Raw genomic sequence first — 21,252 nt, forward strand, 5'->3', positions numbered from 1 at the left:
TTCACTTATTTATCGTTTTTCAACACCTTCACGGTGTAACGTCCATCCGCCTGGCGATAGGCACCATGGATATCCGTTTCGAAGCCTGGATAATGCGCGCCGATTTCGCACAGCATTTGCAGGAATTCCAGCACCGGACGGCTTTCCTCGGTGAGCATTTCACCCGGCATCACCAAAGGAACACCCGGAGGATATGGCAGGATCATGTTGGCATTCACTTTGCCCACCATGTCTTCCAAATAAACCTCTTCCACTTCGCCGTGCAGCTCTTTCTGGAAGGCTTTGAACGGGTTCATCACCATCGCCGGAAGCACTTCAAAAGCACGATACATCAGGTCTGGCAGGTTATGGTGTTTCACCAGATTGTGAATGTTCTGGGCCAGTTCCTGGATGCGCATGTTTTCATAAAACTCTGGTGCTTCTTTGTACAGCGAAGGCAGCATGTTTTTCACCCGCAGGTTCAGATCGAACGAGCGTTTAAAGTCAGTCAGACCGCGCAGCAGGCTGAGAGCTTTGGTTTTGTCGATGCCGATGCTGAACAGGAACAACAGGTTATACGGGCCGGTTTTTTCAACAATGATGCCGTGCTCATCAAGGTATTTAGCAACCAGACTGGCCGGGATACCAAACGACTCCATTTCGCCGTCTTTGCTCATCCCAGGAGTCAGCATGGTGACCTTGATTGGGTCAAGGTACATATGCTCGTTATCAATACCTTTGAAACCATGCCAGGCGCTGTCGGAACGCAGTGGCCAACATTCCGCTTCATCAATGTGCTCTGGCTGCCAAACGTCAAAGAACCAGCCTTCAGACTCGACGTTCAGGCGTTTGATTTCTTTACGGAACTTAATAGCACGTTCAATCGAACCGTTAATCAGACGCTTACCGGCATTGCCTTTCATCATTGCCGCGGCGGTTTCGGTAGAAGCCACGATGCCGTAGTGCGGTGAAGTGGTGGTGTGCATCATGTAGGCTTCATTGAAGGTTTCTTCGTTGATGTCGCCTTTCACGTGGATCATCGAAGCCTGTGAGAACGCCGCCAGCAGTTTATGGGTGGATTGGGTTTCATAAATCACTTTCCCTTCCACACGGCCACCGCTCATACCGCATTTGCCTTTATAAATCGGGTGGAAATTGGTGTAAGGCACCCAGGCAGAGTCAAAGTGGATGGATTTCACATCCAGCGTGCTCTTGATAAAGTCGGTGTTATACAGCAGACCGTCGTAGGTCGAGTTGGTGATTACCGCATGTACCGGCCAGGTCGCGTTAGGCGTCTCTTTCACGCGTTTAGCGATAGTGGCGCGAGCAAATTCGCTCTGTGGAATACCACCGAGGATGCCGTAAGCATTGCGGGTCGGGCGGAAATAGATCGGCGTAATGTCGCTCATCATCATCAGATGGGTCAGCGATTTATGGCAGTTACGGTCAATCAGCACGGTGCTGCCGGCTGGTGCGGAGTACATACCGACAATTTTGTTGGCGGTAGAAGTCCCGTTCGTCACCATATAGCTGCGTTCAGCGTTGAAGACGCGAGCAATATACTCTTCAGCTTCTTTGTGCGGGCCGGAGTGATCCAGCAGTGAACCCAGTTCGGAAACCGAAATGGAAACGTCGGATTTCATCGCGTTCGGGCCAAAGAAATCATAGAACAGGCTGCCGACCGGGCTTTTCTGGAAGGCGGTACCGCCCATATGACCCGGAGTACAGAAGGTGTATTTACCTTCACGCACGTATTTGAACAGTGCTTTGGTCAGCGGTGGCAGGATGGTGTCAACGTACTCATCGGTGTTTTGTTTGATCTTGTCGGCAATGTCGTTGGCCGCACCGAGCGCATATTCAAAGAAACGTACCTGCATACGCAGATCGTTCAGGCTGACGTCCAGCGTTGAATAGGTGTTGGCAAAGGCATACAGCGGCATGTACTCATTCAATTCGCTGATTTCTTGGCACAGCTCAAGGTTGTATTTATCCCAGTCAAAGATCACACCGCACAGACGGGCATTATTCTCGATCAGTTTGAGCAGGTCTTCGCGATCGTTAGGGTAGACAATGCGGAAGTTCAGTTTTTCCAGCGCGTTGTGCAGTTCGCGGATGGGCTCTTCTTTGAAGTAGACACCCATGTGGTTCATGATAGCAATAACGTTCATAATCATTTCTCCAGGTAATGCGAGCCCCTTGCCATCACGGATGACAACAGTTGTTGCAAGGGGCTGAATTAAGAAGTGGGTCAGTGCGTGCTTAGTGCGCTTTGGCCGTCGAGCTGTTGTCGATGGCTACAGCATTGGCTTTAGCTGTCTGACGGGTATTCATTTTGCGGGCGTAGAACATCAGGATGATCAGGCTGATGATGAAGGTGCCGGCCAGTTCGAACGATTCGGCCCCCATCAGTGCGATGAAGCAGAAGCCACAACCCAGAACCGATGCCACCAGGCTCAGCAGGTTACGGATATTGACGCCTTCAAAGCGGATCAGGTCTACGCAAGAGTAGAAGTAAGGCAACATGGTCAGCAGCACCGCAATACCGGTCAACATCCCGAATAGATCGGAAGCTTTACCACCACCGGAGCTCATGGCAGTAATCAGCACCATCAGCGCGGTCATTTTGCAGCTGGCCAACAGCAGGCCTTTTCTAGGAATGCCGTTCTTATCCAGTTCGCCGTACACTTTCGGGAAGTTACCGTCGTTGGCGGCACGGACCCCAGCCTGGCCAACCAGCATCATCCAAGAACCGAGTGAAGTCAGGCAGGCAAAGGCGGTGAAGGCAGAGACCAGAGGTGCGGCCCAGTTACCCATAATGGCAGAGGCACTGACGGCGAACGGTGCACCGCTGGCAGCCATTTGGCTAGCCGGGAACATACCGCTCATCACCTGAGTGGCCGCAATGTAGATAATCCCGGCCAGCGCGGTACCCAGCATGGTTGCCAGCGGTACGGTGCGTTTCGGGTTTTTCACCATGCCAGTGCTCACGGCGGCAGACTCTACGCCGATGAACGCCCACAGACACAGCAGAATACTTTTGATTACCGCATGGCTGTCGGTGGTACCGGAAGTGTTCCAGTTAGCGTGATAGGTTGCAGCGTCGAACCAATGCCAGCCGGCAGTCGCGGTCACAATCACCGGGATCAGCACCAACACCAGACCGAGGGTGGTCAAACGGCTGACCCAGGTCCCGCCGAGCAGGTTAATAAAGGTGAACACCCACAAGATGGCGATACAGGCAATACCTGCCGGCACCGGATTGTTCAGCTCTGGGAAAAAGGTAGAGAGATAAGAAACTGCGGTAATGCCGATGGCCAAATTACCGATCCAGTTCGCATGGTAATAAAGCACGCCGGTCTGGAAACCGAATGCCGGGGAGATTTCACCGGCGTAAGCAATAGGGCCGCCCTGCTGTGGGTTTTTGGTCGCCAGACGCGCATAAACATAAGCCAGCGACATCGCACCAATAATGGAGATTACCCATCCCCAGATAGCGATAGAACCGAGACTTGCCAGGTTCGCGGGTAATAAGGCAATGCCGCTCCCCATCATATTACCGGCAACGACACCGGTGCAGGCAATAAGCCCTATTTTCTTGGATGAAGCCATGGTCAGTTTCTCCTGATTTTGATTTCTTATAAGTCTTGGTCGTTATGCAATTTTGCTAATGACCGGACTTGATAGTCAGGATGCTAATCATCGGCGGGAATAAAGTCCTAAAGATAAAGTGATCTTACGCTCATGATCATACAAATGATAAATTGAGGTTTTTGATTAACACATCAAGAGATAAACACGCGCTCAAGAAAAGGTAAACATCATTTAAAAACAACAATATAACCATGTTATCTGCAATAACAAATGAGGATTAAAGAGGATGATTCATCAACGCGCGGGGTTATTTTACTTAACAAATAAAACACAATAAATAACACCGCCGAGCAATGATATCGCCCGGCGGTGTGAGATTATTGAGACTCTTTGTCTGGGTTGTAGTTTTCGAGGTAGGGAACTACGGTGTTAACTGAGGTATGGAAGACGGCATTGCGGATCCAATGCAAAGTATTCTCACCCGGGCGTAGATTAAATGCGGTGATATAAGAGTCTGCAGCCAAACGGTTATGACCCTGCATCTCATAAACCTTGCCGAGTAACACATAATTCATCCATGACATCTGCAGCTCGATACCCTTATTTATCGCCTGATACGCCTCATCGGTTTTCCCCTCCCCCAGCGCCTGTATCGTACGAATTTGCTGAATAATGGGGCTGTCTTTTAATGCCGGCAGCGCATCCAGGCGGGCGATCTCCGTCTCCAGCTGCGTCAGTTGCACGCTGTCAAAAGGTTGATAAGAGTTACGCAGCAAGTCCGCCAGCGCTTTTTCCGCCGCAACATAAATAAAGTCTGGAGAGCTTTTGGCCATCTCACCCAACAGGTTGCTGGCATGGGTCAGGGAATCGATATCCCCCTGGATCAGCAGCTGATGTGCCTGATAATACTGTTGCAGGGCTGGGCCGGAGTTGGGCAACAGCTGCATCAGGCGCTGCTGCAGGGGTGCCGGCCACGGCTGATTAAGTGCAACAGACAGACTGCTCAGGAAGTCTTCCTGGATTTTTAGCTGGTTGTCCGTGGTCACAAAGTAACGCTTGTCCAGCATGATCGAGCTGTCCGCATTGTCCACCAGCCGCACCGACAGGAAGCATTGTTGCGCGCGATAATGGCGCTGGTTGACGAACTCTATGGTCAGTGATTTACCCGAACTGCTGGGCCCGGTGTAGTTATAGTTGGTTTGATCGTGCACCAGGAAGGTGGAATAGGTATTCAGCGAATCCGTCACCACTTCGCTCAGGCCGACGACATAGGAAAGTTGCGGCGTCCAGTTACTGCAACTGTTGCCACCCTGAATGCGGATATCAATATCACGCGGGTTCATCAGCACCGGCATCGTGGATTCCGGTATGCGCTGTGACAAAGTGGCTATCGCCACAAACACCACGCAGGCACTCAACGCGGTCAGGAAAGCCAACCAAACCCAGAACGGTGATTGACGGTAAAAAGGAACCGTCGATTTTGCCGCCGATTTTTTTGCCACGCTGGGTTTAGGCGGCTCATAATCTATGCCGTCGTCTTCACTGCCATCTTCCGGCTCATGAGTAATGACCGCCACCCGTGGCACCGCAGGCATCGTCGCCTCTTCCCCTTCACACCACATTACCGGGGCGGCCAGCTTATAGCCGCGTTTGGGCACGGTAATAATGTATTCCGGGCTGTTACTGTCCCCGTCTTTCAAGTATTTGCGCAGTTCGGAAATACTCTGGGTCACCACATGATTGGTGACAATGTTGCGCTTCCAAACGTTGTCGATCAGCTCATCGCGACTCAACACCACATCCGGATGTCGGGCGAAATATTGCAGCATATCGATTAAGCGGGGTTCCAACGCCAGTTGGCGCCCGTCACGGCTTATTTTGTTGTCTGCGGGAGTAACCAACCACTCACCAACGCGAAAAACAGGTTCTTGCATAGTGAAAATAACTCAAAAGGGGGTACGGCAAGCGCGGGATAATACCATATGAGGGCGTGGCCTGCGTCGATACGCCCCGATTAAGCATTCATACCTCATATAATTCTAGAGGTAGTCCATCAGGATCGCTGAAAAAAGTGAAGCGTGACTGGGTATAAGGATCGACACGTACCGGTTCACAAACCACCCCGGCAACCTGCAAGTGCTCGATGGCCTGCTCGATATCGTCGACGCTGAATGCCAGATGGCGCAGGCCACAGGCTTCTGGGCGGCTGACGCGGGCGGGCGGCGACGGGAATGAAAACAGTTCGATACTGTATTGACCATTGAGCGCCAAATCCGCCTTCCAGGAATCACGCTCTTCACGATAGAACTCACCCAGCAGGGTGAAACCCAGAATATCGCAGTAAAAATGCTTACTGGCAGCATAATCTGAACCAATGACTGCGATGTGATGTACCTGACGTAGTGCCAACATGGTGATGCCTCATGATCGGTTTGATGAGGCACGGTATCCGGCGACGCGGGCAACGTCAACGGCAAAAAGCCCCGCAGCATAAGGCGGGGCTATCATTCAGCTATCTATAATGCCACGGGCAGATCAGGCTTTAAGGTCAGCCAACGCTGCACCGTAGTTGATGTGCAGCACCTGCCCATCCACCACCAGCGCCGGCACGCTCTGTACTCCTGCTTTTTCTGCTTCGGCGATGCGCGCCGGTTTTTCACCCAGATCCACCACGTCCACCTGCACATCCTGGCTCAACAGACCCAACAACTGCTGCTCTGCGCTGACGCAAACCGGGCAACCGGCATGATAGAAAACGGCCTTAGTCATGATAATTCTCCTTGGTTCTGACTGTTGGGGGCGAAATATGCTCGCCCATTTAGTTTCGATTCGAAACCAAATGCACAATAAATCCTCGCTCCTGACTTGTCAATATAGTTTTTAATCGATACTATTTTCACGACCTAATGAGGAGTACATATTGAGACTGTTTGATTTATTGGAGCGGCTGAATAGCCTGCAACGCAGCTGGCTGCGCAACCATGAAGAACTGGATAACCTGCCCCCGGTGCAGTTGAGCGCGCTGTATTATCTGGCACGCTGCAACCATTACTCCAACACGCCGATGGCAGTGGCGGAATATCTCGGCCTGACCAAGGGCACGGTATCGCAATCGCTAAAAAAGCTGGAAAGTAATGGGATGATCGCCCGTACTGCGGACGAGAAGGACCGCCGTAGCGTCAGGTTAAAGCTGACCGACAAGTCACGTGCATTGATGGATGCTCTGTTCCCACCGGCCTATTTACAAAATGCGCAGGATGCCATGCAGCAGGACGGTGGGCAGTTGCTGGAACTGTTGACGCAGTTACTGCGCCAGTTGCAAAAGCAGGATAATAATGTGGCGTTATTCGGCGAATGCCATCGTTGCCGTTATCACCAGCGGCAGAACGGCCAACCATTTTGTGGGCTGACGCAGGAACCGCTGCCATCAAGCAGCGTGAACCTGATTTGCCGGGAATTTGCTTAAGCCAGCGGCGTTTTCAGCACCTTCACCAGATAACGTCCGTCCTCGGTCAGCTTCGCGCCATGGATATCGGTTTCAAAGCCTGGATAACGTTCACCGATCGAGCACAGCATCAGCAGGAAATCGAGTACTGCACGGCTCTCTTCGGTGATCATCTCGCCCGGCATCACCAAAGGTACCCCTGGCGGATAAGGCAGGATCATATTGGCCGCCACCTTGCCAACCAACTGATCCAGTTCGCAGGTTTCTACGTTGCCGCGCACCTGTTGCTGGAACATCTGATGCGGCGTCAGCTTCATTTCAGGCAGCACGTCAAACGCCCGCTGCATCAGGCCTGGCAGATCGTGCCGACGGATTAAACGGTGGATCCCGGCGGCAAGATCCTGAATGCGCATATTGCGGTAGAAATCCGGATCTTCAGCAAACAGATCCGGCAGCATGTTCTTCACCCGCAGGTTGAGATCGTAAGCGCGTTTGAAATCGGTCAGACCACGCAGCAGGCTCATCGCCTTGGTTTTATCGATGCCGATGCTGAACAGGAACAGCAGGTTATAGGGCCCGGTTTTTTCTACCACGATACCGCGTTCATCCAGGTATTTCGCCACCAGCGCCGCCGGTATCCCGCTCTCTTCCAGCATGCCCAACTCATTCATACCCGGCGTCAGGATGGTGACCTTGATTGGATCGAGGTACATGTGGTCGGGGTCGGTGTTACCGAAACCGTGCCAGTTATCATCCGGATTCAGTGGCCAGCACTGCGCCTCGTCGATCTCCTCCGGCTGCCAGATGTCAAAGAACCAGCTATCGCTCTCCCCTCGCAACCGCTGCACCTCGCGGCGGAAATGCAGTGCACGCTCCACCGAGCGATTAATCAAACGCCGCCCCGGATTACCACGCAGCATCGCCGCCGCGGTTTCCATCGAGGCCACGATGCCATAATTCGGCGAAGTGGTGGTGTGCATCATATAGGCTTCATTAAAGGTGCTTTCGTCATAGTCACCCTTAATGTGGATCATCGAGGCCTGCGAAAACGCCGCCAGCAATTTGTGCGTAGACTGGGTTTCGTAGATCACCTTGCCGGGCGTGCGCTCACCGCTCATGCCACTCTTGCCGTCGTAAATCGGATGGAAGTTGGTATAGGGCACCCAGGCTGAGTCAAAGTGGATCGAGGGCACGTCCAGCGTCTGTTTGATGTAGTCGGTGTTATACAGTAAACCGTCATAGGTAGAATTGGTGATCACCGCATGCACCGGCCAACTGGCATTAGCCGTCGCCGCGACCCGGCCGGCAATGCTCTCATGGGTAAACTCATGCTGTGGGATGCCACCGAGAATGCCATAGGCGTTACGCAATGGGCGCAGGTAGATCGGGACGATATCGCTCATCATCAGCAAATGGCATAAGGATTTATGGCAGTTGCGATCAATCAATACCGTGCTGCCGGTCGGCGCCGAATACATGCCGACAATTTTGTTGGCAGTGGAGGTGCCGTTGGTCACCAGATAACTCTGTTCGGCGTTAAAGGTACGCGCTATATACTCTTCGGCCTCCAGATGCGGGCCGGTGTGATCCAGCAACGAACCCAGCTCGGTAACCGAAATCGAAACGTCTGCTTTGAGAGTATTGGCACCGAAAAAGTCGTAGAACAAACAGCCGACCGGGCTTTTCTGAAACGCAGTGCCGGCCATGTGCCCTGGGGTACAGAAGGTGTATTTCCCTTCACGCACGTAGTTAAACAGCGCCTTGGTCAAGGGCGGCGTAATGGTATCGATATATTCGTCAGTGTATTGCTGGATGCGCTGGGCAATATCATCCGCCGCATTCAGGGCGTACTCGAAGAAATACAGCGCCATACGCATTTCATGCAGGCTGACGTCAAAGGTGGAGTGGGTGTTGATAAATGCATACAACGGCAGATATTCATTCAGCTCGTTGATGTCACTGCACAATTCCAGGCTGTAATCGTCCCAGTCAAAAATCACTCCGCAAATGCGCGCGTTGGCCTCGATCAGCTTTAACAGGTCACCGCTGTTTTTCGGATACACCAGTTGGAAATCCATTGCAGTCAGTGCGGTGTGAAGCTCGCGGATCGGCTCGTCTTTGTAATAAACGCCCGCTGGGCTCATGATCGCGATGATATTCAACGGCTGCTCCTGTCAGTTAACCAGCAATCATCTATAACAACATGAAAAACCCGGACTGTGTACCCCAAAAGCTCCCTTTTCATCAGCCAAAAAAAAACCGCCCGAAGGCTAACACCATTCGGTTAAGCATTTGATTAAAATATTAATCATCAAAATGCTTAACAAGAGAAATGATGGCCCCCAATCCAACAGGGGTTCTCAGAAACAGAGGATGCCTGTTTACATCCTCATTTCTCTTAAGCGAACGGTGTTAGCCCGAAGGCGGTTTCTTGCAACACAGGATAAAACTCAGCAGTAGCCGTAGTTCATCAGGCGTTGGTAACGACGGTTGCGCAACTCTTCGTTGTTCAGGCCGTCGAGATCTTTCAGGTCAGCCAACAGCTGCGCTTTCAGCGAGGCTGCCATCGCCGGCACGTCACGGTGAGCAGAGCCCAAAGGCTCCGGGATCACCGAGTCGATCAGCTTCAGTTCTTTCAGACGCGGTGCGGTAATGCCCATCGCTTCTGCAGCCAGAGGAGCCTTGTCGGCACTCTTCCACAGGATGGAGGCACAGCCTTCCGGTGAGATCACCGAGTAGGTGCTGTACTGCAGCATATTCACTTTGTCGCCAACGCCGATAGCCAATGCACCGCCAGAACCGCCTTCGCCGATCACGGTGCAGATCACCGGGATATTCAGACGAGACATTTCACGCAGGTTATGGGCAATCGCTTCTGACTGGCCGCGTTCTTCCGCGCCCACACCCGGGTATGCCCCTGGAGTGTCGATGAAAGTGATCAACGGCAGTTTGAAGCGAGCAGCCATTTCCATCAGGCGCAGCGCTTTGCGGTAGCCTTCCGGTGCCGGCATGCCGAAGTTACGGCGGATTTTCTCTTTGGTTTCGCGGCCTTTCTGATGACCGATGATCATCACCGGGCGACCATCCAGACGAGCAATACCACCGACAATCGCTTTATCATCGGCATAGGCGCGATCGCCTGCCAGTTCTTCGAAGTCGGTAAAGATGTGTTTGATATAATCCAGGGTATAAGGACGGCGTGGGTGGCGTGCCAATTGGGCAACTTGCCAAGCCCCAAGATCGGAAAAAATCTTGCGCGTCAGCTCAACGCTCTTTTCACGAAGGCGCTGAACCTCTTCGTCCAGATTAATATCTAATTTTTCGTCTTGACGGCTGACTGCAGTCAGCGAGTCAATTTTCGCTTCCAGCTCTGCAATCGGCTGTTCAAAATCAAGAAAATTCAGACTCATAGCATTCCTATTTTAGTCAAATTCCAGTTCCACCTGCTCATTACCTACCAAAGTCCGCAAATCTATCAATAAGCGGTCGGTGGGCGTCACGCGCCAGGTTGCGCCAAAACGCAGCTTGGCCCGCGCATCTTCCCGTTGATAGTAAAGATGCACTGGAATCGTCCCCGAGCGATGGGGTTCCAAAGACTGACGGAGACGGTTCAAAAGCTGGTCATCAATTTGCCTGTCCGTCAGCGAGATAGCAAGTCCGCGAGCGTATTTTTCACGGGCTTCACTGATGTCCATTAGCTCGCGGGCAGTCATTTTAAGCCCACCGCTAAAGTCATCAAAGCTGACCTGTCCACTGGCGATCAGGATACGGTCTTTTTCCAATAAATGCTGGTATTTTTCTAACGCATCGGTGAATAACATCACTTCCAGACGGCCTGAACGGTCATCCAGCGTACAAATTCCGATGCGATTACCGCGCTTGGTGACCATAACCCGTGAGGCGATCACCAGCCCAACGGCGGTCGTCATTTTGCCCCGGTCCGTCGGATGCATATCTTTCAAACGCTGGCCACCGGCATAGCGTTCGATTTCCTTCAGGTACTGGGTGATCGGGTGGCCGGTGAGGTACAACCCCAGGGTTTCCCGTTCACCGTCCAGCACCACCTGCTCCTGCCAGAGGGGCACGTTGGCGTAGGATTGCTCCACCTGCTCCGGCGCTTCCGCCAGTACGCCAAACATGTCCACCTGGCCGATAGCTTCGGCTTTGGCATGCTGATCCGCCGCTTTCAGGGCGTCGCCCAATGAATTCATCAGTGCGGCACGGTGCGGCCCAAGGCGGTCGAATGCCCCGGACATGATCAACTTTTCCAGAATACGGCGGTTCAGTTTTTTGATATCAGAGCGAGCACAGAGGTCAAACAGGTCTTTGAAATAGCCCTGCTCGCCACTGTTACGCGCTTCAAGAATGGCTTCAATCGGCCCTTCCCCGACGCCTTTGATAGCGCCGATGCCGTAAACGATCTCACCTTCGTCGTTAACGTGGAAATGATACTGGCCGCTGTTGATGTCCGGCGGCAGGATTTTCAGGCCCATGCGCCAGCATTCATCCACCAGCCCCACCACCTTATCGGTGTTGTCCATATCGGCGGTCATTACCGCCGCCATAAACTCGGCCGGGTAGTGCGCCTTCAGCCACAATGTCTGGTATGACACCAGAGCATAGGCGGCGGAGTGCGATTTGTTGAAGCCGTAACCGGCGAATTTCTCCACCAGGTCAAAGATTTTTACCGACAGCTCGCCGTCGATGCCGCGTGATTTTGCCCCGTCCTCGAAACCGCCGCGCTGCTTGGCCATCTCAACCGGGTTCTTTTTACCCATCGCACGACGCAACATGTCTGCGCCGCCCAGCGAATAACCGGCCAGCACCTGGGCAATCTGCATCACCTGTTCCTGATACAGGATGATACCGTAGGTAGGCTCCAGCACCGGTTTAAGCGACTCATGCTGCCACTGGATATCCGGGTAGGAAATCTCTTCACGGCCGTGCTTACGGTCAATAAAGTTATCTACCATGCCTGACTGCAGCGGTCCCGGGCGGAACAGCGCCACCAGTGCGATCATATCTTCGAAACAGTCGGGCTTCAGGCGTTTGATCAGGTCTTTCATGCCGCGTGATTCGAGCTGGAAGACCGCCGTGGTCTCCGAACGCTGCAGCATGTCGAAGCTTTTCTTGTCCTCGAGCGGGATGGCGGCGATATCGATCGGTTCCAGCCCGGTTTTCGCGCGGCGGGCGTTGATCATCGCCAACGCCCAGTCGATGATGGTCAGGGTTCGCAGCCCCAGGAAGTCGAACTTCACCAGCCCGGCGTATTCCACATCGTTCTTGTCAAACTGGGTTACCGGATGCTGACCTTCGGCATCGCAGTACAGCGGTGCGAAGTCAGTGATTTTGGTCGGTGCGATCACCACACCACCGGCGTGCTTACCGGCGTTACGCGTCACCCCTTCCAGCTTGCGCGCCATGTCGATCAGCGCTTTGACTTCCTCATCGGCCTCGTAGATTTCCGGCAGCTGCGGTTCGGCGGCAAAGGCTTTTTCCAGCGTCATGCCCGGATCGGGCGGCACCAGCTTGGAGATGCGATCAACGAAGCCATACGGGTGACCCAGTACACGGCCCACGTCGCGAATAACCGCTTTCGCCGCCATGGTACCGAAGGTAATGATCTGCGATACCGCCTCACGGCCGTACATCTCCGCAACGTGCTCAATCACCAGATCGCGTTTTTCCATGCAGAAGTCGACATCGAAGTCAGGCATCGAAACACGTTCCGGGTTAAGGAAACGTTCGAACAGCAGGTCAAATTCCAGCGGGTCAAGATCGGTGATTTTCAGCGCATAGGCCACCAGAGAACCGGCACCAGACCCACGACCCGGCCCTACCGGCACGTCGTTGTCCTTCGACCACTGGATGAACTCCATCACGATCAGGAAGTAACCCGGGAAGCCCATCTGGTTGATCACTTTCAGCTCAATATCCAGACGTTCGTCGTATTCAGGGCGGCGCTCAGCACGTACCTGCGGATCCGGGAACAGGAACTCCAGACGATCTTCCAGCCCTTCCTTCGACTTCAGGACCAGGAAATCCTCGGTAGTCATATCACCGGTTGGGAACTGCGGCAGGAAGTACTCGCCAAGGCGGATAGTCACGTTGCAACGCTTGGCAATCTCTACGCTGTTGAGTAACGCCTCCGGGATGTCGGCAAACAGCTCGCACATCTCGTCTTCGTTACGCATGTATTGCTGCGGAGTATAGTTACGCGGCCGCTTGGGATCGTCCAACGTGAAGCCGTCGTGGATGGCGACGCGGATCTCATGGGCGTCGAAGTCATCCGCTACCAGAAATCGTACATCGTTAGTGGCCACCACCGGCAGCCCGCGTTCGGTCGCCAGCGCCACCGCAGCATGCAGGTAGTTTTCTTCGTCCGGCCGACCGGTGCGGATCAGTTCAAGATAATAGCTGTCAGGGAAGTACTGCTGATAGAACTCCAGACACTGATCCACCTGCGGCTGGTTGCCACGCAGCAGAAACTTGCCGACGTCGCCCAGACGGGCGCCAGAGAGCAGAATGAGCCCTTCACGGTGCTCAATCAGCCAGTCACGATCGATGATCGGACCGGCGGCGCCGTAACCACGCTGATAGGCGCGAGAAATCAGCAACGTCAGGTTTTGGTAACCTTCATTATTGGCGGCCAGCACGGTGAGCTGCGCCAGCTCATCGCCCAGCACTTCGCTTTGCACATGAAAATCCGCGCCGATGATCGGTTTGATCCCGGCGCCGTGCGCGCTGCCATAGAACTTCACCAGACCACACAGGTTGGTAAAGTCGGTAATTGCCAAAGCAGGCATGGCTAACGCGGCGGCTCTTTTCACCAACGGCCCGATCTTGGCTAATCCATCAATCATGGAGTAGTCACTATGAACGCGCAGGTGAATAAAACGAGGTTCGGCCATATCCAGATACCTGAATCTAGGGGCTCAGCGAACTGAACCCGGGTTAACTCTATCGCGTGCCTGGCCCGGATAAGGCCGGCAGATTACAGCGCCAGCACCCTTCTGACCGGGGCAAAGCTGCGGCGATGATGTTCGGTCGCACCCAGCGCGGCCAGCCGCTCCAGATGGAAAGCGGTTGGGTAGCCTTTATGCTGCGCAAAACCGTAGTCCGGGAATTCCCGATCCAACTCAGTCATTTCGCGGTCACGCGTTACCTTCGCCAGAATGGACGCTGCACTGATTTCCGCCACGCGGCTGTCGCCTTTCACCACCGCCTGCGAGCGCATCGACAATTTCGGGCAGCGGTTACCGTCAATCAATACCATGTCCGGCGCGATATGCAATCCGGCAACTGCACGCTGCATCGCCAACATAGTGGCATGCAGAATGTTCAGTTGGTCAATCTCGTCCGGCTCGGCGCGCCCCAAACTCCAGGACAGGGCCTTCTCGGTAATTTCGTCATACAGCGCCAGGCGGCGTTTTTCACTGAGTTTTTTCGAGTCCGCCAGCCCTACGATCGGTCGTGCAGGATCGAGGATCACCGCAGCGGTCACAACCGCGCCCACCAAGGGGCCACGCCCGACTTCGTCCACGCCGGCAATCAGCGTGGCGACAGGATAGATGAAAGGTTCAATCATGCTTTTGCCAGCTCCAACACAGCCTGAGCGGCCTGTTCATCGGCACCACAACGGATGCTTTGGTGCAAGTTAAGGAAAGTCTGTTTCAGTTCGTCAGTTTGCGGACTATCTTCCAGCAGCGGCATTAGCGACGCCGCCAACTTGTCCGGCACGCAATCGTGCTGCAACAGTTCGGTGACGATTTCACGACCGGCCAGCAGATTAGGCAATGAGACATATGGCGTCTTCACCAGCCGTTGCGCTATCCAGAAGGTAAATGGTTTCATGCGATAACCCACCACCATCGGGCATTTGGCCAGCATACACTCCAGCGCGGCAGTGCCGGAGGCCAGTAATGCCGCGTCGCTGGCGATCATCGCCTCGCGCCCCTGGCCGTTGAGCAGGTGAACCCTTAACTCGGGTGCCACTTCGGCCTTGATGCGCTCGAACTGTTCGCGTCGCTTGGCATTAACCAGCGGCACCACCAGTTCCAGATCCGGATAGCGGGTACGCAGCAACTGGGCCGTTTTCAGGAAATCGGCGCTTAGCATCTCGACTTCCGCACCGCGGCTGCCCGGCAACAGGGCCAGACAACGGGCATCCGGGGCGATGCCCAGCGTGGCGCGCGCAGCCAGTTTATCTGGTTGCAGCGGCATGGCGTCGGCCATGGTATGGCCGATAAACCGACAGGGAACGTTGAAACGATCGTAAAACGCTTTTTCGAAAGGGAGAAATGCCAGCACCAGATCGGTGGCTTTGCCTATTTTGAAAACGCGCTTTTGACGCCAGGCCCAGACGGAGGGGCTGACATAATGAATGGTGCGGATGCCGCGCTGTTTCAGGCGACCTTCCAGGGTGATATTGAAGTCCGGCGCGTCGATACCCACAAACACGTCCGGCTTCAGTTCGCTGAACCGGCGGGTAAGATCCTTGCGGATCTTTAACAGGCGTGGCAGGCGCTCAAGCACCTCGACCACGCCCATTACCGCCAGTTCTTCCATTTCGTACCAGGTTTCGCAGCCTTCGGCCTGCATCAGCGGGCCGGCGACGCCAACAAAACGCGCGTCGGGGATCTGCGCCTTGAGCGCGCGGATTAAACCGGCGCCAAGAATATCACCGGAAGTTTCTCCGGCGACCAATCCGATGGTCAATGGGCGATTTTGCATAGGTCAGCGAATAATACCGCGGGTGGAACGACCAAAGAAATCAAGGAACTGCTGCACCACCGGTTGTTCTTTCGCCAGGGCTTCGATTTCTGTTTTCGCTTCATCCAGCGTTTTCTCGCTGCGATAAAGAATTTTGTAGGCGTTACGAATGGCCTGCATTTCATCTTTATCAAAACCACGACGCTTCAGGCCAACGGCGTTAACACCGAATGGCGTGGCGTGGTTACCCTGCGCGATGACAAAAGGAGGCACGTCTTGGGCAACGCCGGAACAACCGCCCACCATCACGTGAGTACCGATAATGCAGAACTGATGGATAGCCGTCATACCACCGATAATGGCATGATCATCAATTTCCACATGGCCGGCCAGCGTGGCGTTGTTTGCCAAAATACAGGAGTTACCCACCACACAGTCGTGCGCAACATGCACGTTAACCATCAGCAGGTTATCATTACCTACTTTGGTCAACCCAGTGCCCTGCGCTGTGCCGCGATGAATGGTGACGCTTTCGCGAATGCGGTTGCGATCGCCAATCTCGACACGCGTCGGTTCACCCGCGTATTTCAGATCCTGATTCACTTCGCCAATAGAGGCGAACTGATAGATCTGATTATCGCGGCCGATTTTGGTCAAACCATTCACCACAATGTGGGACTTCAGTACCGTGCCTTCGCCGATTTCCACCTGGGAGCCGACGTAGCAGAAGGGACCGATGTGTGCACCAGCGCCGATAACGGCGCCTTCTTCAATAATCGCGCTAGGATGGATAAAGGCGGTTTTGTCGATCACGGATTAGGCCTCCCGGCTGCGCGCACACATCATGGTTGCTTCGCAGACAATTTTGCCGTCGACGGTCGCCACGCCTTTAAAGCGCGTCAAACCACGACGAGTTTTCTCAAAGGTGACTTCCATGATCATTTGATCGCCAGGCACTACCGGTCGTTTGAAGCGGGCTTCGTCGATACCGGCAAAGTAATACAACTCACCCGGCTCCAGTTTGCCGACGCTTTTGAACGCCAGAATACCGGTGGCCTGCGCCATGGCTTCCAGAATCAATACGCCTGGGAAAATCGGCTTACCAGGGAAGTGTCCCTGGAAAAACGGCTCATTTACAGATACGTTCTTCACCGCACGCAGGAATTTGTGCTCCTCAAACTCGAGGACGCGATCGACCAGCAAGAACGGGTAACGGTGAGGAAGCAACTCTAAAATTTCTGCAATATCCAGAGTATGAGTGTCAGTAGTCAAAATACTCTTCCTGTCTCTAAAAACTGATGGCATCAACAACACGGCCTGCGCTGCCCCCAATAAGGAGGAAGTCATGCAGGCCGCAAATTAACAACTCTTTGCGCTTTTGGTCTCATGACCAACGCGTTTCGTTTTGTACCCAGCGAGGCGGGCGATAGTGATTAGTCTTTTCCGACTTTTCGTTCGACAGCTTTTAAGCGCTTGCTAATCTCATCGATATTCATCACCAACGCAGCGGTTTTACGCCAAACTTTGTTGGGTTGTAACGGAATGCCCGAAGAGTATACCCCAGGTTCGGTGATTGGTCGCATAACCATTCCCATTCCGGTGACAACAACTTTGTCGGCGATCTCCATGTGACCGTTGATCACACTGGCTCCGCCGATCTGGCAATAGCGGCCAATCTTCAGGCTACCCGCCATGATCACACCGCCGGCAACGGCAGTATTGTCGCCAATCACCACGTTATGTGCAATCTGACATTGGTTGTCGATGATAACACCATTCCCGATCTGGGTGTTATCCAACGCACCGCGGTCAATGGTGGTGCAAGCGCCAATCTCGACGCGATCGCCGATGATTACCGTGCCCAGCTGAGGAATTTTAATCCACTCGCCACGTTCGTTGGCATAGCCGAAACCATCAGCACCGATCACAGTACCTGATTGGATCAGGCAGCGCTGACCGATCTCGACTTCATGATAAATAGTTACGTTTGCCCACAGACGCGTACCCGCGCCAATGCGTGCAAGTTTGCCGATAAAGCAGCCAGGACCGATAACCACGTTATCGCCCAGAACGGCGCCCGACTCGATCACCGCATTAGCGCCAATGGCCACATTCTGTCCCAGAGTGGCAGCAGGTGAGATAACCGCGCTTGGGGCGATATCCTGAGCCGGAGACGGCGTGGTGTCCATCAGTTGCGCCATGCGCGCGTAAGTCAGGTAAGGGTTTTTAACCACCAGCGCCGCAGAACGGCAGTGTGGTAAATCCGCTTCGGTAAGCACTACTGCGCTTGCCAGGCAGGAAGACAGCTGCTCTTGATAGCGGCTGTTTGACAAAAACGTGATTTGGCCAGCCTGTGCCGAATGCATAGAAGCAATGCCGGTGATGACGAGATCGCCATCACCGTGCAATTGTGCATCCAACTGCTGCGCTAGATCAGCCAGTCGAATTGAAGGCATGTGTTATTTAACCTGTTTCAGCACGTCAGCAGTGATATCTTTAGAAGTCCCTGCATAGGCAACTGCGTTAGCATCGATGACTACGTCGTAGCCTTCTTTGCTGGCAACAGATTTCACAGCGTCCTGAATACGGCTCAGGATTTTGTTACGCTCTTCCATCTGACGGCGACGGTTGTCCTGCTCAAAAGCCTGTGCTTTCTGAGAGAACTGCTCGCGCTGTGCCATCACGTCTTTTTCCGCCTTGCTGCGATCGCTGGCTTTCATGGTAGCGCCATCACGCTGCAAACGTTGCATTTTGGTCTGAAGGCTACGCTCCATGTTCTGAAGCTCACCCGCACGGCCTTTAAACTCGTTTTCCAGCTGTTTAGCTACGGTTTCACGAGCCGGCAACTGTTGGAAAATGCTGGAGACGTTAACTACAGCGATCTTATCTGCTGCCTGAACGCCAGCTGAAGCAGCCATTGCTAAACCGAGGCCTGCGGCACACAACCACTTTTTCACTATAAACTCCTTACCATCACCCATTTGTGTCATATGACACTTGAAGTACACAATCTGCCAGACTTATCCCGCAAAACAATGAGAATCATCTCTCTGTGCTCTGACGGGCGCCTGGCATTTGCGATTCTTAATAACTGCTATGCCCAGAAGCGGGACCTGTTACCAGGTCTTGCCAATGTTAAACTGGAACTGTTCGGACTTGTCGCCTTCGTATTTCTTGATCGGGTTGGCATAAGAGAACACCAACGGACCCAAAGGTGACATCCACTGCAAGGCGATACCGGCAGAAACGCGGATATTGCTCGCTTTACTGTAGTCCGGAATATCGTACATGCTGGTCTGAGCGTCATTCTTCCAGTTGGTATCCCACACGGTACCCGCATCCATGAACAAGGAAGTACGCACCGAGTTGGCGTATTTCTCGCTGATAAATGGTGTTGGCGTGATCAGCTCCATACTGGCGACGGCCATGGCGTTGCCGCCCACCGCATCGTCAGAACTACACACAGCGGCACCATTGGTACAGCTGTACGAGTTGGAGTTGTAGTACGCCGCTTTCGGACCAATGGTGTTGGAACCGAAACCACGCACGGTGCTCGAGCCGCCGGCGTAGAAGTTCTCGTAGAACGGCATTTCTTTGCCGCCCAGACCATCGGCATAACCCAGACGGCCACGACCCAACAGTACCCAGGTGCGATCGTCGTTGATTGGGACGTATTGCACGCTGTCCAGCGTCATTTTGTAGTATTCGTTATCCGACCCCGGAATGGTGACTTTACCATTCAGCGTTGTGCGGTTACCCGAGGTTGGGAAATAACCCCGGTCAAGGTTGTTATAGGTCCAACCCAGGTTCAGCGTGAAGTCATCGGCAGAATAACTGGCCCGATCGGTCTTGTTCGGATCCAGACCCATCGAGTCCAGATAACGCCACATGGCAACCTGAGGCTGCATGTTAGACAAGCCGTTATGCACGTAACCCAAGCCGGTGCGCAACGAGTTGTTTTCGTTGATCGGGAAGCCCAGGGTGCCGTCGATACCGTAACTCTTGTTGGTATAGTCGGACAGGTCCGCGTCATCGGCTTTAAAGTCGTTGTAGAAGATACGGCCACCCAAACTCACACCGTCAACGGTGAAGTACGGGTTGGTTACCGACAGCTCGGTGTAAGTCTGGTAGTCGTTCTTGGTCCCGCTGATGCCGACGGAATAGCCGGTCCCCAGCCAGTTGTCCTGCTGAACGCCCGCCTGGAAGCTCACGCCGCTCTCGGTGCCGTAGCCGACACCGAAGTTGAAGGTACCGGTGTTACGCTCTTTCACCTTGTAGGTGACGTCAACCTGATCCGCAGTACCCGGAACGCGCTGGGTTTCCACATCTACCGTTTCAAAATAGCCCAAACGGTTCAGACGTTCTTTACCCTGCTCGACCTGAGCGTTGCCCAGCCACGCACCTTCCATCTGACGCATTTCACGGCGCAGTACGGAATCTTTACTGGTGTCGTTGCCTTCAAACTTAATGCGACGCACATAGAAACGGTTGCCCGCATCAATGTTCACATGCAACTTCACGGTTTTATCCGCGTCGTTGATTTCAGGCTGGGTAGAAACACGCGGGTAAGCGTAACCATAACGGCCCAACATCGTTTTGACGTTGTCTTCCATCTTGGTCACTTTACTGCCGTTATACAGCTCACCTGGCTCAATCTTGGTCAACTGGGCAACTTCCGCCGAGTGGCCGGCCAGATTGCCGTTCACCACCACGTCGGTGAGCTTGTACTGCTCGCCTTCAGTGATATTGACGGTGATGTAAATGCCTTTTTTGTCCGGCGTCAGGCTGACCTGAGTCGAATCAATATTGAAGCGTGCGTAGCCGCGGTCCAGATAGAAACTGCGCAGGGTTTCGAGGTCACCCGCCAGCTTTTGCTTCTGGTATTTGCGATCGCCAACCACGTTCCACCACGGCACTTCATCACGCAGTTGGAAGCGTGAGATCAGTTCATCGTTGGTGAAGGCATGATTGCCGACAATGTTGATTTGTTGAATCTTGGCGGAAACCCCTTCCGTGAACACCAGTTTCAGGTCGACACGGTTACGCGGCAGCGGCGTGACAACGGCTTTCACCGAGGCACTGTATTTACCGACGCTGTAGTAGAAGTCTTCCAGCCCTTTTTCAATGCTGGATATGGTGGTGCGATCGAGCGCTTCGCCAACCCGAACGCCAGAGGCCTCCAGGTTTTGCTTGAGCATGTCATCTTTCACCGACTTGTTGCCGGAGAAAGTGATGCTGGCAATGGTAGGGCGTTCCTTAACCTGAACAATCAGCGTAGTACCATCGCGCAGCACGCGAACGTCCTCGAAGTTGCCAGTGGCAAACAAGGCACGGATGGTATTACTGATATCATCGTCAGTGACGGTATCGCCTACGCGAACCGGCATGTTGAGTAACGCCGCACCGACGGCGACTCGCTGCAGGCCTTCGAAATGAATATCCTTCACTACGAACCCGTCTGCACCGTATACGGTGGCGCTGCCAAACAGCAGCGACGCTATGAGCAACTTTTTCATCGCCATCGT

The 21,252-nt window shown here is 53.8% G+C and carries 16 protein-coding genes; 1 reads left to right on the top strand and 15 read right to left on the bottom strand.

Features of this window, described 5'->3' with window-relative positions:
• Positions 1–5: 5 nt before the first annotated feature.
• The 5 genes from cadA to QOT07_RS19865 all read right to left on the bottom strand — a co-directional run bounded on the left by cadA (position 6) and on the right by QOT07_RS19865 (position 6,339).
• Positions 6–2,147, bottom strand: a complete 2,142-nt coding sequence (gene cadA, locus QOT07_RS19845) for a lysine decarboxylase CadA (protein ID WP_099065021.1) — start codon at positions 2,145–2,147, stop codon at positions 6–8.
• 91 nt (positions 2,148–2,238) lie between these two features.
• Positions 2,239–3,588 carry a cadaverine/lysine antiporter gene (gene cadB, locus QOT07_RS19850; protein WP_099065020.1) on the bottom strand — a complete coding sequence of 450 codons (1,350 nt, stop codon included), beginning with the start codon at positions 3,586–3,588 and terminating at the stop codon, positions 2,239–2,241.
• Positions 3,589–3,947: 359 nt separating this feature from the next.
• Positions 3,948–5,504: a lysine decarboxylation/transport transcriptional activator CadC gene (cadC, locus tag QOT07_RS19855; protein WP_112347213.1), complete on the bottom strand. Its 1,557-nt coding sequence runs from the start codon at positions 5,502–5,504 to the stop codon at positions 3,948–3,950.
• Positions 5,505–5,592: 88 nt separating this feature from the next.
• Positions 5,593–5,982, bottom strand: a complete 390-nt coding sequence (locus QOT07_RS19860; protein WP_099065018.1) for a VOC family protein — start codon at positions 5,980–5,982, stop codon at positions 5,593–5,595.
• A gap of 123 nt (positions 5,983–6,105) precedes the next feature.
• Entirely contained in the window at positions 6,106–6,339 is a 234-nt protein-coding gene (locus QOT07_RS19865; RefSeq protein WP_283603796.1) for a glutaredoxin family protein, read from the bottom strand.
• 151 nt (positions 6,340–6,490) lie between these two features.
• Here QOT07_RS19865 and QOT07_RS19870 point away from each other — a divergent pair, with 151 nt between their 5' ends.
• Positions 6,491–7,036 (top strand): MarR family winged helix-turn-helix transcriptional regulator, encoded by a 546-nt coding sequence (locus QOT07_RS19870; RefSeq protein ID WP_207979359.1) that lies wholly within the window; start codon positions 6,491–6,493, stop codon positions 7,034–7,036.
• On the opposite strand, the gene QOT07_RS19875 is transcribed toward QOT07_RS19870, so the two are convergent.
• The 10 genes from QOT07_RS19875 to bamA form a co-directional block, all read right to left on the bottom strand.
• Entirely contained in the window at positions 7,033–9,177 is a 2,145-nt protein-coding gene (locus tag QOT07_RS19875) for a lysine decarboxylase LdcC (protein WP_283603797.1), read from the bottom strand. The two genes, QOT07_RS19870 and QOT07_RS19875, sit on opposite strands and share 4 nt — an antisense overlap.
• A gap of 288 nt (positions 9,178–9,465) precedes the next feature.
• Positions 9,466–10,425, bottom strand: a complete 960-nt coding sequence (gene accA, locus QOT07_RS19880; RefSeq protein ID WP_085118517.1) for an acetyl-CoA carboxylase carboxyl transferase subunit alpha — start codon at positions 10,423–10,425, stop codon at positions 9,466–9,468.
• Between the two features lie 12 nt (positions 10,426–10,437).
• Positions 10,438–13,926, bottom strand: a complete 3,489-nt coding sequence (gene dnaE, locus QOT07_RS19885) for a DNA polymerase III subunit alpha (RefSeq protein WP_085118519.1) — start codon at positions 13,924–13,926, stop codon at positions 10,438–10,440.
• An 83-nt stretch (positions 13,927–14,009) separates the two neighbouring features.
• Complete coding sequence (gene rnhB / locus QOT07_RS19890) at positions 14,010–14,603, bottom strand: ribonuclease HII (RefSeq protein WP_283603798.1); 594 nt, start codon at positions 14,601–14,603, stop codon at positions 14,010–14,012.
• Complete coding sequence (gene lpxB / locus QOT07_RS19895) at positions 14,600–15,748, bottom strand: lipid-A-disaccharide synthase (protein ID WP_099065012.1); 1,149 nt, start codon at positions 15,746–15,748, stop codon at positions 14,600–14,602. Before lpxB ends, rnhB begins: the two co-directional genes overlap by 4 nt.
• Positions 15,749–15,751: 3 nt before the next feature.
• Entirely contained in the window at positions 15,752–16,540 is a 789-nt protein-coding gene (gene lpxA, locus QOT07_RS19900) for an acyl-ACP--UDP-N-acetylglucosamine O-acyltransferase (protein ID WP_012146483.1), read from the bottom strand.
• A 3-nt stretch (positions 16,541–16,543) separates the two neighbouring features.
• Positions 16,544–16,999, bottom strand: coding sequence for a 3-hydroxyacyl-ACP dehydratase FabZ (gene fabZ, locus QOT07_RS19905; RefSeq protein ID WP_017893789.1), 456 nt, complete (start codon positions 16,997–16,999; stop codon positions 16,544–16,546).
• Positions 17,000–17,160: 161 nt separating this feature from the next.
• A complete protein-coding gene (gene lpxD, locus QOT07_RS19910) occupies positions 17,161–18,183 on the bottom strand; it encodes a UDP-3-O-(3-hydroxymyristoyl)glucosamine N-acyltransferase (protein ID WP_085118523.1) in 1,023 nt (340 codons plus the stop codon).
• Between the two features lie 3 nt (positions 18,184–18,186).
• The gene (gene skp, locus QOT07_RS19915; RefSeq protein WP_099065011.1) at positions 18,187–18,684 is read right to left on the bottom strand and encodes a molecular chaperone Skp; all 498 of its coding nucleotides are present in this window, start codon (positions 18,682–18,684) and stop codon (positions 18,187–18,189) included.
• Between the two features lie 159 nt (positions 18,685–18,843).
• Positions 18,844–21,249: an outer membrane protein assembly factor BamA gene (bamA, locus tag QOT07_RS19920; protein WP_112347220.1), complete on the bottom strand. Its 2,406-nt coding sequence runs from the start codon at positions 21,247–21,249 to the stop codon at positions 18,844–18,846.
• Between the last annotated feature and the right edge of the window lie 3 nt (positions 21,250–21,252).

The organism is Serratia proteamaculans (assembly GCF_949794035.1).
GTDB classification, from domain to species: Bacteria; Pseudomonadota; Gammaproteobacteria; order Enterobacterales; family Enterobacteriaceae; genus Serratia; species Serratia proteamaculans.

Coding starts and splice junctions, on each gene's coding strand:
- cadA (WP_099065021.1), bottom strand. CDS start 2,147: ATGAACGTTATTGCTATCATGAACCACATGGGTGTCTACTTCAAAGAA.
- cadB (WP_099065020.1), bottom strand. CDS start 3,588: ATGGCTTCATCCAAGAAAATAGGGCTTATTGCCTGCACCGGTGTCGTT.
- cadC (WP_112347213.1), bottom strand. CDS start 5,504: ATGCAAGAACCTGTTTTTCGCGTTGGTGAGTGGTTGGTTACTCCCGCA.
- QOT07_RS19860 (WP_099065018.1), bottom strand. CDS start 5,982: ATGTTGGCACTACGTCAGGTACATCACATCGCAGTCATTGGTTCAGAT.
- QOT07_RS19865 (WP_283603796.1), bottom strand. CDS start 6,339: ATGACTAAGGCCGTTTTCTATCATGCCGGTTGCCCGGTTTGCGTCAGC.
- accA (WP_085118517.1), bottom strand. CDS start 10,425: ATGAGTCTGAATTTTCTTGATTTTGAACAGCCGATTGCAGAGCTGGAA.
- dnaE (WP_085118519.1), bottom strand. CDS start 13,926: ATGGCCGAACCTCGTTTTATTCACCTGCGCGTTCATAGTGACTACTCC.
- rnhB (WP_283603798.1), bottom strand. CDS start 14,603: ATGATTGAACCTTTCATCTATCCTGTCGCCACGCTGATTGCCGGCGTG.
- lpxB (WP_099065012.1), bottom strand. CDS start 15,748: ATGCAAAATCGCCCATTGACCATCGGATTGGTCGCCGGAGAAACTTCC.
- lpxD (WP_085118523.1), bottom strand. CDS start 18,183: ATGCCTTCAATTCGACTGGCTGATCTAGCGCAGCAGTTGGATGCACAA.
- bamA (WP_112347220.1), bottom strand. CDS start 21,249: ATGGCGATGAAAAAGTTGCTCATAGCGTCGCTGCTGTTTGGCAGCGCC.